Annotated in this window: 11 protein-coding genes; 4 read left to right on the top strand and 7 right to left on the bottom strand. The window is 66.7% G+C overall.

Translation table 11 applies throughout. The annotated features are described in order from the left end of the window. Positions 1-97: 97 nt before the first annotated feature. Together NW198_RS01090 and NW198_RS01085 are read right to left on the bottom strand one after the other, a co-directional pair. Complete coding sequence (locus NW198_RS01090) at positions 98-436, bottom strand: P-II family nitrogen regulator (RefSeq protein ID WP_087313426.1); 339 nt, start codon at positions 434-436, stop codon at positions 98-100. A gap of 35 nt (positions 437-471) precedes the next feature. Continuing rightward, a complete protein-coding gene (locus NW198_RS01085) occupies positions 472-1,746 on the bottom strand; it encodes an ammonium transporter (protein ID WP_258339672.1) in 1,275 nt (424 codons plus the stop codon). 533 nt (positions 1,747-2,279) lie between these two features. Between NW198_RS01085 and NW198_RS01080 the strand changes: the two genes are divergently transcribed. Genes NW198_RS01080 through NW198_RS01065 form a run of 4 tightly spaced genes read left to right on the top strand, consistent with a single transcriptional unit; the run spans position 2,280 to position 8,955 of the window. Beyond that, on the top strand, positions 2,280-3,284 hold the full coding sequence (locus NW198_RS01080; RefSeq protein ID WP_258339670.1) for a LacI family DNA-binding transcriptional regulator: 1,005 nt from the start codon (positions 2,280-2,282) through the stop codon (positions 3,282-3,284). Positions 3,285-3,326: 42 nt separating this feature from the next. Next, entirely contained in the window at positions 3,327-4,907 is a 1,581-nt protein-coding gene (malQ, locus tag NW198_RS01075; RefSeq protein WP_258339669.1) for a 4-alpha-glucanotransferase, read from the top strand. A gap of 31 nt (positions 4,908-4,938) precedes the next feature. Beyond that, positions 4,939-7,203, top strand: a complete 2,265-nt coding sequence (locus NW198_RS01070; protein WP_258339668.1) for a glycogen/starch/alpha-glucan phosphorylase — start codon at positions 4,939-4,941, stop codon at positions 7,201-7,203. Between the two features lie 60 nt (positions 7,204-7,263). After that, positions 7,264-8,955 carry a glycoside hydrolase family 13 protein gene (locus NW198_RS01065; RefSeq protein WP_258339667.1) on the top strand — a complete coding sequence of 564 codons (1,692 nt, stop codon included), beginning with the start codon at positions 7,264-7,266 and terminating at the stop codon, positions 8,953-8,955. Positions 8,956-9,083: 128 nt separating this feature from the next. Here NW198_RS01065 and NW198_RS01060 read toward each other — a convergent pair whose 3' ends face one another. The 5 genes from NW198_RS01060 to NW198_RS01040 all read right to left on the bottom strand — a co-directional run bounded on the left by NW198_RS01060 (position 9,084) and on the right by NW198_RS01040 (position 15,582). Beyond that, on the bottom strand, positions 9,084-11,276 hold the full coding sequence (locus tag NW198_RS01060) for an alpha-galactosidase (RefSeq protein WP_258339666.1): 2,193 nt from the start codon (positions 11,274-11,276) through the stop codon (positions 9,084-9,086). A gap of 145 nt (positions 11,277-11,421) precedes the next feature. After that, positions 11,422-12,279 (bottom strand): carbohydrate ABC transporter permease, encoded by an 858-nt coding sequence (locus NW198_RS01055; protein WP_087313439.1) that lies wholly within the window; start codon positions 12,277-12,279, stop codon positions 11,422-11,424. Further along, entirely contained in the window at positions 12,279-13,148 is an 870-nt protein-coding gene (locus NW198_RS01050) for a carbohydrate ABC transporter permease (RefSeq protein WP_258339665.1), read from the bottom strand. Before NW198_RS01050 ends, NW198_RS01055 begins: the two co-directional genes overlap by 1 nt. 12 nt (positions 13,149-13,160) lie before the next feature. Further along, positions 13,161-14,447 carry an ABC transporter substrate-binding protein gene (locus tag NW198_RS01045; RefSeq protein WP_258339664.1) on the bottom strand — a complete coding sequence of 429 codons (1,287 nt, stop codon included), beginning with the start codon at positions 14,445-14,447 and terminating at the stop codon, positions 13,161-13,163. A 19-nt stretch (positions 14,448-14,466) separates the two neighbouring features. After that, the gene (locus NW198_RS01040) at positions 14,467-15,582 is read right to left on the bottom strand and encodes an ABC transporter ATP-binding protein (RefSeq protein WP_087313445.1); all 1,116 of its coding nucleotides are present in this window, start codon (positions 15,580-15,582) and stop codon (positions 14,467-14,469) included. Between the last annotated feature and the right edge of the window lie 222 nt (positions 15,583-15,804).

Below are 15,804 nucleotides of genomic sequence, written 5' to 3'. Positions count from 1 at the left end.
TGGGTGTACATACCCTCGGGGGCGGGCGTATATACCCTCGGGAGCCAGGCGAGAAGGCGGGCGAGAAGGGCGGCCCCTCCCTGGCCGCCCGACGCCGTCACACGGCCTTGACGCCGCGCTCGCCGGTGCGAATGCGCACGCACTCCTCCACGGGGTAGACGAAGATCTTGCCATCTCCCACCTCGCCGGTGCGCGCGACCTCGCAGAGCAGGTCGATCAACCCGTCAACCTGCGCGTTGTTGACGACGAGCTCAATTTTGACCTTGGGGATCATGTTGAGCATGACGGGTTTTCCGCGGTAGTACTCGGTCCAGCCGTGCTGGCTGCCGCACCCCATGCACTCGTAGACGGTCATGCCGTGGACGCCCTTCTCGTTGAGCGCGTCCTTGAGCTCCTCGAGCTTCTCGGGCCGAACGATCGCGGTGATCTTTTTCATGGTGCCTCCTCGGGCGGTTGACGTGGTCGGGTCGATCAGGAGTCGAGGCCGGTGAAGGCCGGATAGGCGCTCTCGCCGTGGGCCGAGACGTCCAGGCCCAGCGCCTCGTCGCGCTCGCTCACGCGCAGACCGCCAAACGCGGCGCGCACCGCGGCGACGAGCAGCAGGTCAAGCACCACGACGATCGCGAGCGTAACCAGGATGCCGAGCACCTGGCTCACGAGAAGGTCGGGGCTGCCGGTGTAGAGCAGACCTCCCACGCCGGTCCAGGAGAGCTCCGGAACGCAGAAGAGACCGGTCAGCACGCCGCCGAGCAGGCCGCCCACGCCGTGGCAGCCAAACGCGTCGAGCGCGTCGTCATAGCCAAAGCGCGCCTTGAGCCTGGAGATCGCGAGGTAACAGACGGGCGAGACGAGAAGGCCCATGAGCACCGCGGCCCACGGCTCCACAAAGCCCGCCGCCGGCGTCACCACGACGAGGCCCGCGACCAGGCCCGTGCAGGCCCCCACGAGCGAGGGCGTGCCGGAGGCGACGCGCTCCACCACGAGCCAGGACGCCAAGCCGGCCGCGCTGGAGACCACCGTGTTGAGGACGGCCAGGGCCGCCACCTCGTCGGCGGCGAACTCCGATCCGCCGTTGAAGCCAAACCAGCCGAGCCACAGAAGCCCCGCGCCCAGCGCGACGAAGGGCACGTTGTGCGGGCGATAGCTCTTGAGGCCAAAGCCCTTGCGGCCGCCGAGGGCGACGCACAAGATCAGACCCGTGACGCCGGAGCTGATGTGGACCACGTCGCCACCGGCAAAGTCGAGCGCGCCGATGACGTCGCCGATCAGCGACCCCTCGCCGCCCCAGACCATGTGCGCGAGCGGCGCGTACACCACGAGCGACCACGCGCCGACGAAGGCGAGCACCGCGCCAAAGCGCATGCGGCCGGCGACCGAGCCGGTGACGATGGCGGCGGTGATCATGGCGAAGGCCATCTGGAAGCACACGTCGACGAGGCTCGGATAGACGGCGTCGGCGGGCACGCTCGCGGCCTCGGACAGCATGCCGGAGACCAGGCCGACAAGCCCCAGCTGGTCGAAGCCGCCAAACCACGAGAGCGAGCCGTCGCCGCCGTAGGCAAACGACCAGCCGGCGACGACCCACGTGAGCCCCACGATGCCGATGACGGCAAAGCACATGAGCATCGTGTTGACGACGTTCTTGCGCCGGGCCAGGCCGCCGTAGAAAAACGCGAGCCCCGGCGTCATGAGCAGTACGAGCATGGTGCAGACGAGCATGAAGGCGGTAGATCCGCTGTCGTACATGGTTCCCTCCCCCTGTCGTGCGGACGTGACGGGGCGATGGTGGCAGGCTTCAGGTTGCTGGAGACGGGCGGCGAACGGGAGTTAACGAGCCGGCGCATGGACCGTAACGTTGGACGCAGGCCCGCAACGCGCCGCCACGCGGCGGAAACCCGCGGGCAACAGACGGGCTTGTCGCCAGGGTGTGCACACCAGCCCTTGAGGGTATGTACACCTCACCATCGAATGCGGGCTGTAAAATCGCAGGTCAGAGCGTTGCCGAGAAGAACGGCCGGGCCAGGAAGGTGTACATACCCTCACGGCAGGGTGCGTCTGTCAATTGGGGACGTGTTATTTCGTGCGCATAACCTGTCCCAAATCGTCTGCACAAAATAACACGTCCCCAATTGACAGCCCCAATTGACAGACGCGGCGAGCGGTCGGATTGTGGCGGCGGGCGGCAATTCGTACTTCTCGCCCCCGCGCGCCCCATGCCGTGGTATAAGTCTGCCAACAGTAATTGGAAACGTTTCCATGAAGGCGAGAAGGACGAGGCCATGGACATCCGCGACATCGCAGCGAAGTCGGGCTACGGCGTGGGCACGGTCTCGCGCGTCATCAACGACCAGCCCAACGTGAGCGACCGCGCCCGCGAGCGCATCCTCGCCGTCATGGCCGAGCTCGGCTACGAGCCCAACTCCAACGCGCGCTACCTCAAGATGCGCTCCCAGACGCCCGTGGCCGTCTTTGTGATGGGCGTCGGAAACCGCATGTTCGACGACATCCTCGGGCCCCTGCAGGCCGCGCTCGCGCGCGAGGACGAGGAGCTCGTCGTCACCTACCTCAACGGAGACGTCGACGAGGTCCGCGCCGCCGTCGACTACCAGCAGGCGCGCCACCCCAAGGGGATGGTCTTCCTCGGCGGCGAGCTCGAGAGCTTCCGCGCGTCCTTCCACGAGATCGAGACTCCGGCCGTCCTGGTGACCGCGGACGCGAGCCAGCTCGGCTTTGCCAACCTCTCGAGCGTCACCATCGACAACGTCGCCGCAGCGAGAAGCGCCGTGGGGCACCTGCTGGAGCGCGGGCACCGGCGCATCGGCATCGTCGGCGGCAACCGTGCGAGCGGGCAGATCGGCGAGCTGCGCCTGCGCGGCGCCGAGCAGGCTCTGCGCGAGCACGGCATCGAGCTCGACTACGAGCGCGACTACGAGCCCTGTGACTTCATCGAGATCGGCGGCTACGAGGCCACACGCAGGCTCCTCGAGCGCACGGGCGACCTCACCGCCGTCTTCGCGCTCGGAGACGTCGTCGCCTTCGGCGCGCTGCGCGCCATCGTCGACCGGGGGCTCAGCGTGCCCGGCGACGTCTCGCTCGTCGGCTTTGACGACACCGCCTTCTCCCAGTACGCCGTCCCCCGCATCACGACGATCCGCCAGGACGCCGCACGCCTCGCCGAGCGTGCCGCAAAGCTCCTCCTGGGCGCCCTGCGCGACGGCTCCCCGGCAACCCACGAGCTCGTGGACTTCGAGCTCGTCGAGCGAGAGAGCGTCCGCTCCCTCTGACCCGCGATGGCGGCGGGACGTCCCGCCGCGAAAGGAGGACGCATGAGAACCTCGGGCATCCTCATGCCCATCACCTCGCTCCCCTCCCCCTGGGGGGTGGGCACGCTCGGAGGCGAGGCGCGCGCGTTCGTCGACTTCCTGGCACGCGCCGGCGTGTCGATCTGGCAGGTGCTCCCCATCGTGCCCACCGGCTACGGGGACTCGCCCTACCAGTCCTTCTCGACCTACGCCGGCAACCCCTACCTCATCGACCTTGACGACCTCGCGGCCGAGGGCCTGCTCGAGCGCGGCGAGTACGCGGGCGTGGACTGGGGGTCAGATCCCGAGCGCGTCGACTACGGAGCCCTCTACCGCGGTCGCTTCGACGTGCTGCGCCGCGCCGTGGAGCGCCTCCAGAAGACGCGCCCGGACGAACTCGCCCGCTTCTGCGAGCGCGAGGCGACCTGGCTCGACGACTATGCCCTCTTCATGGCCCTCAAGGACCTCCACCACGGCACGCCCTGGCACACCTGGCCGGACGGGGTGCGCCTGTGCCGCGCCGACGCGCTCTCCCGGGCGCACGAGAAGCTCGCCGAGGACGTCGCCTTCTGGCAGGGCGTCCAGTGCCTGTTCTTCTCGCAATGGGAGCGCCTGCACGACTACGCGCGGGCCGCGGGCGTGCGCATCATGGGCGACCTCCCCTTCTACGTGGCTCTGGACAGCGCGGACGTCTGGAGCCATCCTGAGCAGTTCCAGCTCGACGCCGACCTCAGGCCCCGCGAGATCGCCGGCGTGCCGCCCGACGGCTTCTCCGATATCGGCCAGATCTGGGGCAACCCGCTTTTTGCCTGGGACCGCATGAAGGCGGACGGCTACGAGTGGTGGTGTCAGCGCGTCGCCTTCCAGCTGCGGCTCTACGACGTCCTGCGCATCGACCACTTCCGCGGCTTCGACTCCTACTTCGCCATCCCCGCGGGCGCCGTGACGGCGGCGGGCGGTCGGTGGCGCAACGGCCCCGGCATCGACCTCTTCCGCGTGCTGGAGCAGCGGCTCGGCCGCTGCGACATCGTGGCGGAGGACCTCGGCTACCTCACCGACTCGGTGCGCCGCCTGCTCGAGGAATCGGGTTTTCCCGGAATGAAGGTCCTCGAGTTCGCCTTCGACACGCGTGATGGCACGGGCGCCGCGTACCTGCCCTTCTCATATCCCGCCAACTGCATCGCCTACGTGGGCACGCACGACAACGACACCGCGCTCGGCTGGCTCGAGACGGCGCCGGAGGGTGACGTCGCCCTCGCCCGCGAGTACCTGCACCTCGACCCGGCCGAGGGCGAGGGCTGGGGCATGATGCGCGCCATCTGGGCGAGCCCCGCCGACACCGCCGTGGTGCAGATGCAGGACCTGCTGGGACTGGGCAGCGACGCGCGCGTCAACACGCCGTCCACGCTCGGGGGCAACTGGGTCTGGCGGGCGCGCCCGGGATTTGCGAGCCGCGAGCTCGCCGACCGCGTGCGCCGGCAGATGGAGCTCTACCACCGACTGCCGCCGATCAAGGTCGTCCCCGACGACTACGCGCGCAGGGACGCCGCCCCCGTCGGCGGTGCCGGGATCATGAGAACTGGACAGTTCCGTTTCCACATATAGAGACGACGCGAGAACGGGAAGGAGAATACCGATGGATATCGAGAAGAACCTGGGCCGGGCACTCGCTGAGATGGGCGCCACGCTCGACGACGCCACGAACGCGCAGATCTTCTGCGCCCTGCTGCGCACGGTGCGCGACCTCCAGACGGGGATGCCCCCTGCTACGGGCGACCGCAAGCTCTACTACTTCTCCGCCGAGTTCCTGGTGGGGCGCCTTCTGCGCGCCAACCTGGTGAACCTCGGCCTGGCAGATGAGGTCGAGCGTATCCTCTCCGCCCACGGCACCACGCTTTCCGCCGTGGAGGACTGCGAGCCCGAGCCCTCGCTCGGCAACGGCGGCCTCGGGAGGCTCGCCGCGTGCTTCCTTGACTCCATCGCCTCGCTCGGGCTGCCCGGCGACGGCGTGGGCCTCAACTACCACTACGGCCTCTTTCGGCAGGACCTCTCCGAGGGCGTTCAGCGCGAGGAGCCCAACCCCTGGATCGAGCCCGAGTCCTGGCTGATCGACACGGGCACGTCCTTCTCGGTCCCCTTTGGCTTTGGCCCACTCACGGCACGGATGTACGACATCGAGGTGCCGGGCTACGAGAACGGCGTGGTCAACCGGCTGCACCTCTTTGACGTGGAGGAGCCCTCGCCGGCCCCCGAGAGCGGCATCGCCTTTGACAAGGGCGACGTCCAACATGGCCTCACGAGCTTCCTCTACCCTGACGACTCCGACGAGGCCGGCCGCCTCCTGCGCGTCTACCAGCAGTACTTCATGGTCTCCGCCGGGGCGCAGCTCACCCTCGCTGAGCTCGAGGGTCGCGGATACGCGCCCGAGGAGCTCGACCGCCACGTTGCCGTGCACATCAACGACACCCATCCCTCGATGGTCATCCCCGAGCTGGTGCGCCTGCTCGTGGAGCGCGGCATCGCGTTCGAGGACGCCGCCGACATCGTGGAGCGCACCTGCGGCTACACCAACCACACCATCCTCGCCGAGGCGCTCGAGACCTGGCCGATGGGCTACATCGAGCAGGTGGCGCCCGGCATCGTGCCCGTCATTCGCAAGCTCGACGCGCTCGCCCGCACGCGCTCCGAGGACCCGGCCGTCGCGGTAATCGACAGTGACGACGTCGTGCACATGGCCGCCATAGACGTGCACTTCAGCCACGCCGTGAACGGGGTGGCCGCGCTCCACACGCAGATCCTCGTGGAGTCCGAGATGCGCCCCTTCGCCGAGCTCTACCCCGATAAGTTCTCAAACAAGACCAACGGCATCACCTTCCGCCGCTGGCTCATGGATTGCAACCCGGCACTGGCCGCCCTGGTGACCGACGCCATCGGCGACGGGTGGGTCCGCGACGCCTCCAAGCTGGAGGACCTTCTCGCCCTGAGCGGTGACGCCGGCTTCGTCCAGCGGCTCCTGGGGGTCAAGGAGGGCAACAAGGGGCGCCTGGCGGCGTGGCTGCGCGCCGAGAAGAACATCGAGGTGGACCCGCACTCGATCTTCGACATCCAGGTCAAGCGCATGCACCAGTACAAGCGCCAGCAGATGAACGCCCTCTACGCCATCTGGAAGTATCTTCAGATCAAGCGTGGAAACGTTCCCAACAGGCCGCTCACCATGGTCTTCGGCGCCAAGGCGGCGCCGGCATACACCCTGGCCAAGGACACGATCGCCCTGCTCCTGGCCCTTGGTCGTCTCATCGCGGAGGACCCTGAGGTCGCGCCGTGGCTGCGTCTCGTCTTCGTGGAGAACTACAACGTAACGGCGGCCGAGCACCTCATCCCCGCCGCTGACGTCTCCGAGCAGATCTCGCTCGCGTCCAAGGAGGCGAGCGGCACCTCCAACATGAAGTTCATGGCAAACGGCGCGGTGACGCTGGGGACCCTCGACGGCGCCAACGTGGAGATCGCGGAGCTCGTGGGCAGGGAGAACATCTATCTCTTCGGCCGCTCCTCCGACGAGGTCATCGGCCTCTACGACCGCGGCGACTACCGGCCGTGGGATCTCTGGGGCTCTGACGGCGAGCTCGCGGAGGTGCTCGACTTCATCTGCTCGCCCGAGCTGCTCGCGCGCGGCGACGCAGGCTGCATCACCCGCGTCTACCGGGACTTTATTGCCAAGGACTACTTCATGGCGCTGCTCGACGCGCGCGACTACGTTGCGGTGAAGGAGCGCTGCCTCGCCGACTACGAGGACCGCGCCGCGTGGGGCGAGAAGACCCTCGTGAACGTGGCCAAGTCCGGGTTCTTCTCGTCCGACCGCACCATCCGCGAGTACGACCGCGACATCTGGCACCTCTCGTAAACATGATCCAAAAGGAGACTGTCCCCTTTTGGATCACTTTGAACCAGGAAAGGAGAACGCATGACGCTCATCAACGGTAACGAGGAGTGGTGGAAGCAGGCGGTGGTGTACCAGGTGTACCCGCGCAGCTTCTATGACGCAAACGGCGACGGCCTCGGCGACATCCGAGGCATCACCGCCCACATGGACTACCTGCGCGCCCTGGGCATCGACGCGATCTGGCTCTCCCCGTTCTACCCCTCCCCGCTCGTCGACGGCGGCTACGACGTGGCGGACTATCGCAACGTCGACCCGCGCCTGGGCACGCTCGAGGACTTCGACGAGATGGCCGCCGCCGCACACGCCGCGGGCATCAAGGTGATCGTGGACATCGTCCCCAATCACACCTCCACCGAGCACGAGTGGTTCAAGGCCGCGCTCGCCGCCGGCCCCGGCTCCCCGGAGCGCGACCGCTACATCTTCCGCCCCGGCCGCGGCGAGAACGGCGAGCTGCCCCCCAACGGCTGGAAGTCAACCTTCGGCGGCCCCGGCTGGGAGCCGGTGGGCGACGGCGAGTGGTACCTGCACCTGTTTGCCGTGGAGCAGGCCGACCTCAACTGGAAGAACCCCGAGGTGCGCGAGGACTTCAAGAAGACCCTGCGCTTCTGGAGCGACCGCGGCGCGGACGGCTTCCGCATCGACGTGGCGCACGCCCTGGCCAAGGACCTCGACAGCCGGCCGCTCGACGAGTGGCCCGACAACCTCGACGAGGGCGAGCCCGGCGACGAGAACCCCCTGTGGGACCGCCCCGAGGTCCACGAGATCTACCGCGAGTGGCGCCAGGTCTTCAACGAGTACGAGCCCGCGCGCTTTGCCGTGGCGGAGGCGTGGGTCGTGCCGGAGCACCAGTGGATGTACGCCTCCACCGACGAGCTGGGCCAGGTCTTCAACTTCGAGCTCTCCAAGGCGGGGTGGTTCGCCGACGAGCTGCGCCGCGCCATCGAGGAGGGCCTCGACGCCGCCGAGCGCTCCGGCTCCACCACCACCTGGGTCCTCTCCAACCACGACATGGCGCGCCACCCCACGCGCTACGGCCTGCCGCAGGTCCGCTCCGCGACGCACCACCAGCTCGTGAACGACTGGCTGCTCCGCGACGGCACGACCTACTACGAGGACCGCGAGCTCGGCACCCGACGCGCCCGCGCCGCGCTGCTCATGGAGCTGGGCCTGCCCGGCTCGGTCTACCTCTACCAGGGCGAGGAGCTGGGCCTCTTTGAGGTGGCCGACATCCCCTGGGACGCGCTCGAGGACCCCGAGGCCACCATGACGAGCCACGGCGACGCCATCAAGGGCCGCGACGGCTGCCGCGTGCCGCTGCCCTGGAGGGCCGTCGACGAGACCGGCGACTTCGGCTTCTCCGCTCCGGCCGATCATAAGCCCGCGCACCTGCCGCAGCCCGCGTGGTTCGCCCAGCACGCGGTAGACATCGAGGAGACCGAGAAGGACTCCATGCTCAAGTTCTACCGCCGCGCCCTCTCCGCGCGCGCCGAGCTCCTCACGGCCACCGGCGACACGTCGCTTTCGTGGGCGGACGGCTACGACGACCAGGTCATCGCCTACACCCGCCCCACCGCCGACGGCCGCGCCCTCACGAGCGTGACCAACTTTGGCCCAGAGCCCGTGAAGCTCCCCGCCGGCGAGGTCCTTCTCGCCAGCGCACCACTCAATGACGGCAAGCTCCCCACCGACACCACCGCCTGGGTAATCCGCTAACCCCTCAACCAGAACCTGGTCACCCGACAACGGGCAAAGACGCGCCGCCCCGAGGTTTCTCGGAGAGAAGTTCCGCGAAGCGCACTTCTCGCAGAGAAACCTCGGGGCGGCAACACGCGTATGCGCGCCTAGTCCACCCGCTCGAGGCGGTACATGAAGTTCTCGTACGGGCCGGCGGGCACCGTGAGCGGCAGGCCCATGTCCATCAGGGCGTCCGCGGAGTACACGGTCCCGTTGCTCACCATGCGGTAGCGCGCGCCGGGCGTGAGGCCGCGCGGCACGACGTAGTTGGCCTTGCCGTAGCCGTCAACGCGCGTCACGACGGCGCACACGAGCGCCTCGCGGCCGTCCTCGGAGACGAACTCCCAGGAGGCCACGTCGGCGTCCTTGGGGTCGGAGAGGCGGTAGAGCAGGCCCTCGCGCACGAGGTGCTCGATCTGGCGGTAGGTCTTGACCTGCGTGCGGATGATCTCGCACGCGCGGTCGTTCAGCTCCATGAGGTCGAGCTCGTAGCCAAAGGCGCCGCCGGCCATGGCCACGGTGCCGCGCGCGCCGAGCGGGATGGTGCGGCCCGTGATCTCGTTGGGGCAGGCGGAGACGTGGGCGCCCACCGCGGAGCAGGGGTAGCCGAAGGAGGTGCCGTACTGGATCTCCATGCGGTTGCGCGCGTCGGTGTTGTCCGAGGTCCAGATCTGGGGCGTGTAGTGGAGCATGCCGGCGTCAAAGCGGCCGCCGCCGGCGGAGCAGCCCTCGATCAGCAGGTCTGGGTAGCGGCTCACGATGCGCTCGAGCAGGTCGTAGAGGCCGAGCATGTAGTCGTAGAGGACCTTGCCCTGGTCGCTCGCCGCGCGGGAGTGCACGTCCACGATCGAGCGGTTGTAGTCCCACTTGACGTAGTCGATCCCGCCCTGGTCGAGCACGGCGCAGAGCTGCTCGAAGAGGTTGTCGCGCACCTCGGGCCGCGAGAGGTCGAGCACCAGCTGGTCGCGGCCGAGCACCGGGTCCTTGCCGGGGACGGAGAGCGCCCAGTCGGGGTGCGCGCGGAACAGGTCGGAATCCTCGTTGACCATCTCGGGCTCGACCCAGATGCCAAACCCCAGGCCCACCTCGTTCACGCGGCGCGCGAGGTCCGCCACGGTGCCGCCGAGCTTGGCCATGTTGGGGTGCCAGTCGCCCAGGCCGCGGTGGTCGTCGTTGCGCGCGCCGAACCAGCCGTCGTCCATGACGAGCATGTCGAGGCCCAGCTCGGCCGCCTTCTTGGCGAGCTCCACGAGCTTGTCGCCCGTGAAGTCGAAGTAGCAGGCCTCCCAGGAGTTGATGAGCACGGGGCGCGGGCTGTCGCGCCAGGGCCCGCGGCACACGTGACGGCGGATGCAGCGATGCAGGTTGTGGGAGATTCTCTCGAGGCCCGCACCGGAGTAGGTCATGAGGACCTCCGGCGCCACGATCTTCTCGCCCGGCTCGAGCGGGTAGGAGAAGAGGTCGGAGGCCAGGCCCATCTGCATGCGGGTCTGCTCGTACTGGTCGCGCTCGACCTCGGCGAGGAAGCTGCCGCTGTAGACGAAGCTCATGGACCAGCAGCGGCCCGCGGTCTCGGTGGCGTCGTGGTCGCAGAGGATCATGACGGGGTTGTACTGGTTGGAGGACATGCCACGGCGGCTGCCCACGCTAAAGGAGCCGTTGGTCACCGGGCGGCGAGAAGGACGGCGCTCCATGGCGTGGCGCCCGTCGAAGGTGATGACGTCGAAGTCGCCGGAGACGAAGTCGAGGCAGGCGGTCTGGGCCTTCTCCACGGTGACGCGGCCCGTGCCGTTGTTGCGGATCACCGCCGCGCGCGTGATGACGTCGATCTGGGGCAGCACGCCGTAGAGCAGCTCGACCTCGAGGCCCAGGCGCTGGTCCGCGAGGGTGATCGAGAGGGTCTCGGCGCCGTCGGCCTCGCCATCTGCGTAGGCGGCGGGAAGGCCCGGCAGGCCGTACTTGCCGGGGCGGATCTCGTGGCAGACGTAGCGCAGGTCGCAGCCGAAGGTGCCGTCGGCGCCACGGACCATGAGCAGGGGGCTTCGCATGTCGCCGGTGCCCTGGAAGGCGTACTCCTGGGGCAGGACGTCGAGCGAGTAGGTGCGGTCCGCGACGTCGTGCGGGCAGCCGCACATGCCGCTGCGGTCGGCGTAGGTGACGAGGTAGGAGAGGTCGCCCTCGGCGCGTGCGCCGTAGTAGAGGTGAAGAAGGTAGCCGTGTTCGTCGACCTTCATCTGATAGGTGGAGCCCACGGTGTGGATGGAGAAGGTGCGTGCAGAGGCGTCGAACTTCAGTGACATGGCTCCTCGATTTCTCTTTGCGCGGTGATGGCCGGGCAGAGTGTAGCGCATCTGTGACCTGCGGGGGGACGCCCGGAACCCACCACAAAATGGATGGATTCCGGGCGCCAGGGGGAAAGCGTGTGGGCGTGCGGTGCGCTCGGAACTACTTCACGGCACCGTTGGTGACGCCGCCGATGATCTGCTTCTGCGCCACGATGTAGAAGATGATCATCGGGAGCATGGCGAGCAGGTAGGAGGCGAAGGCGAGGTTGTAGTTCGTGGCAAAGGCGGTCTGGAAGTTCATCTGCGCGAGCGGCAGGGTGTTGACGCCGGAGCCGCCCATGATGACCAGCGGGGTCATGACGTCGTTCCACACGGCCAGACCGGTGATGACGGCGACGGTGGCGTGCATGGGCTTCATGAGCGGGAAGATGACCTTCCAGTAGGTGGTCCAGGTGCTGGCGCCGTCGACGCGGGCCGCCTCCTCGAGGGCGGTGGGGATGTTCCTCAGGTAGCCGGTGTAGAGCATCATGTTCATGGGCATGTAGAACACGACGTAGAGGACCATGACGCCAACCATGTTGTCCAGGTGCAGGATGGCGGTCTGCTTGACGAGCGGCATCATCAGGATGGCGAAGGGCACGTACATGCCGGCCACGATGAAGTAGTAGGACGCCTTGAAGAGCTTCTTGCGGTCCATGTTGCGCCCGATCGCATAGGCGGCGAGGCTGTGGACCAGGACCGAGATCACGACGGCCGCCACGGTGATGATGAGCGAGTTCATGAACGAGTTGAAGAAGTCCGTGACCTGGATGGCCTCGATGAAGTTGTCGAGCGACCACGAGGACGGCAGCGACAGGATGCCCGCGATGTCGTTGGTCATCTCGGAGGGGTCCTTGAAGGCGATGACCACGGCCATGTAGAGCGGGAAGATGATGGTGATGAGGCCGACGATGAGCAGGATGGTGATGGGCCAGTTGACCCGCTCCTTGACCTTGGCAGGAACAGTGTTGTTAGCCATTAGAGCTGCTCCTCCTTACTGTTCAGGAACTTGGTCTGGGCGATTGAGATCACGGCGATGACGATGAAGAAGATCACGGCGTTGGCGCACTGGAAGCCAAACTGGCTGTTGTTGAGGCCGTTCTGGTAGATGAGGTACGAGATGGACTCGGTGGACTGCGCCGGGCCGCCGGAGGTCATGGCCACGATCTGGTCGAAGGTCATGAGCATGTCCTTCATCACGAGGACCATGTTCGTGGTGATGGACGGCATGATGAGCGGGAACGTGAGGTAGCGGAACTTGTCCCAGCCCGTGGCGCCGTCGAGGGCGCCCGCCTCGTAGACGTCCTCGGGAACCGAGGAGAGGCCGGTGATGTAGATGATCGTGGTCTGCGCGCAGGCCTGCCACACCAGGACCACGACGATGGCCACCCACGCCCACTCCTTGCTCGCGAGCATCGAGGTCGTGCCCGTGATGGCCGGGACGATGTAGGTGAAGAAGTAGGAGAACACGTAGCCGACGACGAGGCCGCCGAGGATGCGGGGCACGAAGTAGATGCCGCGCAGGGCGCTCTTGAACTTGATCTTGCTCGACAGGCCGATGGCCAGCATGAGCGAGATCACGTTGACGAGGATCGTCGAGACGACGGAGATCTTGAACGTGAACAGGTACGAGTTGCCCACGCGCGCATCTTGGAACAGGTCGATGTAGTTCTGCAGGCCCACGATCTCGAAGGCGCCGTAGCCCTTGGAGTCCGTGAAGCTGTAGAAGAAGCCCGTGAGCAGCGGGACGGTGTTGAACGCGATGAACAGGATCAGAACCGGGATCAGGATTGCGAGGAAGGTGCGGTTCCTGTCAGATCCCGCCTTTGATGCGGCGATGCTTGCCATGTGCTTCCCTCCTTATCCCTGGTTGGCCATGTACTCGGCGTACTTGCGGATGACGGTCTTGTTGTAGCGCTGCCAGAGGTTGTCCCAGTTGGCGAGGAACGCGTCGACGTCCTTGTCGAGAAGGAAGGCCTGGAGCTGGGCGTCGCACGCCATGCCCGAGGGGTAGGAGTGGTCGGGGTAGTCGATGACCTTGCCCTCGTCCAGGAAGTCCTGGATGTCGTCGAACAGCGGGTCGAGCGTGAAGTCGCCCTCGATGCAGGGGATGGCCTTCTGGTCGTCGCAGTAGGTCTGGAGGTTCTCGGGCTCGTTGAGGAAGTCGATGACCTCGTAGATCTGCTCGCGATGGTCCTCGTTGGCCACGGTCATGTTCCAGCAGAGGTCGACGCCGGAGACGATGATGCGGTCGTCGGGGTTGTCGCAGGCGGGCATCGCAAACAGGCCGATGTTCATCTCCGGGTTGGCGGAGAGGATCTGCGGGACGGCGAACGAGCCGCAGGGGAACATCGCGGACTGGCCGCGCGCAAAGGCGGTGCAGGCGTCCTCGTAGCTGTAGGCCATCGGGCCGTCCTCGGCGTAGTCGAGGAGCTTGAGGAGCTTCTCGGCCGGCTCGCGGTAGTAGTCGGCGAACTTGGCCTCGCCGGCGTTGACCTTGCGGATGTGGTCGGAGGGCACGAGCTCCACGAGCATGGAGTTCCACGGCGAGAGGATCGTCCAGGTGTCGAGGAAGCCCAGGTAAAGCGGTAGGACCTCTCCCTCGGCCTTGATCTTTTCGCAGAGGTCGATGAACTCGTCCCAGGTCTCCGGGAGGTCCCAGCCCTTCTCGGCGAACATGTCCTTGTTGTAGAGCATGCCCGCGGCGTTGGCGATGTAGGGGACGCCGTAGATGCCGTCCATCGGGACGTAGGTGACGCTCTTCATGATCTCCTGGTAGGCCGGCTGGACCTTCTCCATGCCGGGATAGCCGGAGACGTCGGCGAGGATGTCGGAGTCGACGAAGTCGGCGTAGGAGGCGTCGCCGCCGATGGCCACGACGTCAGGGTAGTCCTCGCGGACGAAGCGCGTCTTCATGATGGTGACGGCATCGTTGGGGCTCGTGAAGTTGAGGTAGATGTGGTCGTTGGTCTCGTTGAACTCGGCCATGAGCGCCTCGAAGATGCTCACCGCCTCGCGCTTGTACGAGACGAACTCGACCTCGGTCCTTCCGTCGGAGCGCTCGCCCTCGCAGCCCGCGAGCGCGAGCCCCGCGGCAACGGCGCCCGCGGCGCCCAGGAAGGAGCGGCGTGTCAGTGTTCTTCTCATTTGCTCTGCTCCTCCTTCCCTAGTGGGCGATGGCGAGCTCGGACTGCTTGTCGAAGAGGTGGATCTTGTCCACGTCGACGGCGCACTTGATCTGGGAGCCGGTGCGCACGGTGCTGGCGGCGGAGAGGTGCGCGGAGATCTGGCCGCCGTCGACGTCGGCGTAGATCATGGCCTCGGAGCCCAGCAGCTCATAGACCGTGACGCTGGCGGGGAAGGTCTCGGAGAGGGTGCGGCCTTCGGCGTACTCGTGCTCCTCGACGACGTCCTCCGGGCGGATGCCCATGACGACGACCTTGCCCACGTAGCCGCCGTCCTTGAGGGCCTGGGCCTTGGGGCCGGTGAGGGTGATGGTGTTGGCGCCGAAGGTAAGCGCCACGCCCGCGCCCTTCTCGCTCACCTGGACGTCGATGAAGTTCATCTGCGGGGAGCCGATGAAGCCGGCGACGAAGAGGTTGCAGGGCTCGTTGTAGAGCTTGGTGGGGGTGTCCACCTGCTGCATGACGCCGTCCTTCATGACGACGATGCGGGTGCCGAGCGTCATGGCCTCGGTCTGGTCGTGCGTGACGTAGATGATCGTGGCTCCGAGGCGATCGTGGAGCTTGGAGATCTCGGCGCGCATCTGGACGCGGAGCTTGGCGTCGAGGTTGGAGAGGGGCTCGTCCATCAGGTAGACCTTGGGCGCGCGGACGATGGCGCGGCCCATGGCGACGCGCTGGCGCTGACCGCCGGAGAGGGCGGACGGCTTGCGGTCGAGGAGCTTCTCGAGGTCGAGGATGCGGGCGGCCTCGCGGACGGCCTTGTCGATCGTGTCGGCGTCGACCTTGCGGAGCTTGAGCGGGAAGGCCATGTTCTCGTACACGGTCATGTGCGGGTACAGCGCGTAGGTCTGGAAGACCATGGCGATGTCGCGGTCCTTGGGCTCGACGTCGTTGACCACGCGACCGTCGATCTTGAGGGTGCCGGAGGTGATGTCCTCGAGGCCGGCGATCATGCGCAGCGTCGTGGACTTGCCGCAGCCGGACGGGCCGACGAAGATGATGAACTCCTTGTCGGCGATCTCGAGGTTGAAGTCCTTCACCCCCTCATAGCCGTTGGGGTACTTCTTCCCTACGTGTTCCAGTGAGAGACTCGCCATTGCGAAACCTTTCTCCCTGCCCGACGCCGCGGCGCGGCACTTCCGGGCCCCACCTTACGTTGGCTTAATTCTAGGCTGACACTTTTGCGCGCTTTTATATGTATTTTGGTATGTTTTCTATCTATCTACGTGTTTGCGCTGGTAATCGTCTTGTCTTTTTCTTACGCGAGAAGTTCACCATTTCGCCCAGCGGAATCGATTCCCGGGCAAGCGGTTTTGATG

This window comes from Thermophilibacter sp. ET337, from assembly GCF_024733715.1.
Classification (GTDB): Bacteria; Actinomycetota; Coriobacteriia; order Coriobacteriales; family Atopobiaceae; genus Thermophilibacter.
This window is presented reverse-complemented; position numbering and strand designations above follow the sequence as displayed.

Coding starts and splice junctions, on each gene's coding strand:
- malQ (WP_258339669.1), top strand. CDS start 3,327: ATGAGAACCTCGGGCATCCTCATGCCCATCACCTCGCTCCCCTCCCCC.
- NW198_RS01045 (WP_258339664.1), bottom strand. CDS start 14,447: ATGAGAAGAACACTGACACGCCGCTCCTTCCTGGGCGCCGCGGGCGCC.
- NW198_RS01060 (WP_258339666.1), bottom strand. CDS start 11,276: ATGTCACTGAAGTTCGACGCCTCTGCACGCACCTTCTCCATCCACACC.
- NW198_RS01080 (WP_258339670.1), top strand. CDS start 2,280: ATGGACATCCGCGACATCGCAGCGAAGTCGGGCTACGGCGTGGGCACG.
- NW198_RS01070 (WP_258339668.1), top strand. CDS start 4,939: ATGGATATCGAGAAGAACCTGGGCCGGGCACTCGCTGAGATGGGCGCC.
- NW198_RS01050 (WP_258339665.1), bottom strand. CDS start 13,148: ATGGCAAGCATCGCCGCATCAAAGGCGGGATCTGACAGGAACCGCACC.
- NW198_RS01085 (WP_258339672.1), bottom strand. CDS start 1,746: ATGTACGACAGCGGATCTACCGCCTTCATGCTCGTCTGCACCATGCTC.
- NW198_RS01090 (WP_087313426.1), bottom strand. CDS start 436: ATGAAAAAGATCACCGCGATCGTTCGGCCCGAGAAGCTCGAGGAGCTC.
- NW198_RS01055 (WP_087313439.1), bottom strand. CDS start 12,279: ATGGCTAACAACACTGTTCCTGCCAAGGTCAAGGAGCGGGTCAACTGG.
- NW198_RS01065 (WP_258339667.1), top strand. CDS start 7,264: ATGACGCTCATCAACGGTAACGAGGAGTGGTGGAAGCAGGCGGTGGTG.
- NW198_RS01040 (WP_087313445.1), bottom strand. CDS start 15,582: ATGGCGAGTCTCTCACTGGAACACGTAGGGAAGAAGTACCCCAACGGC.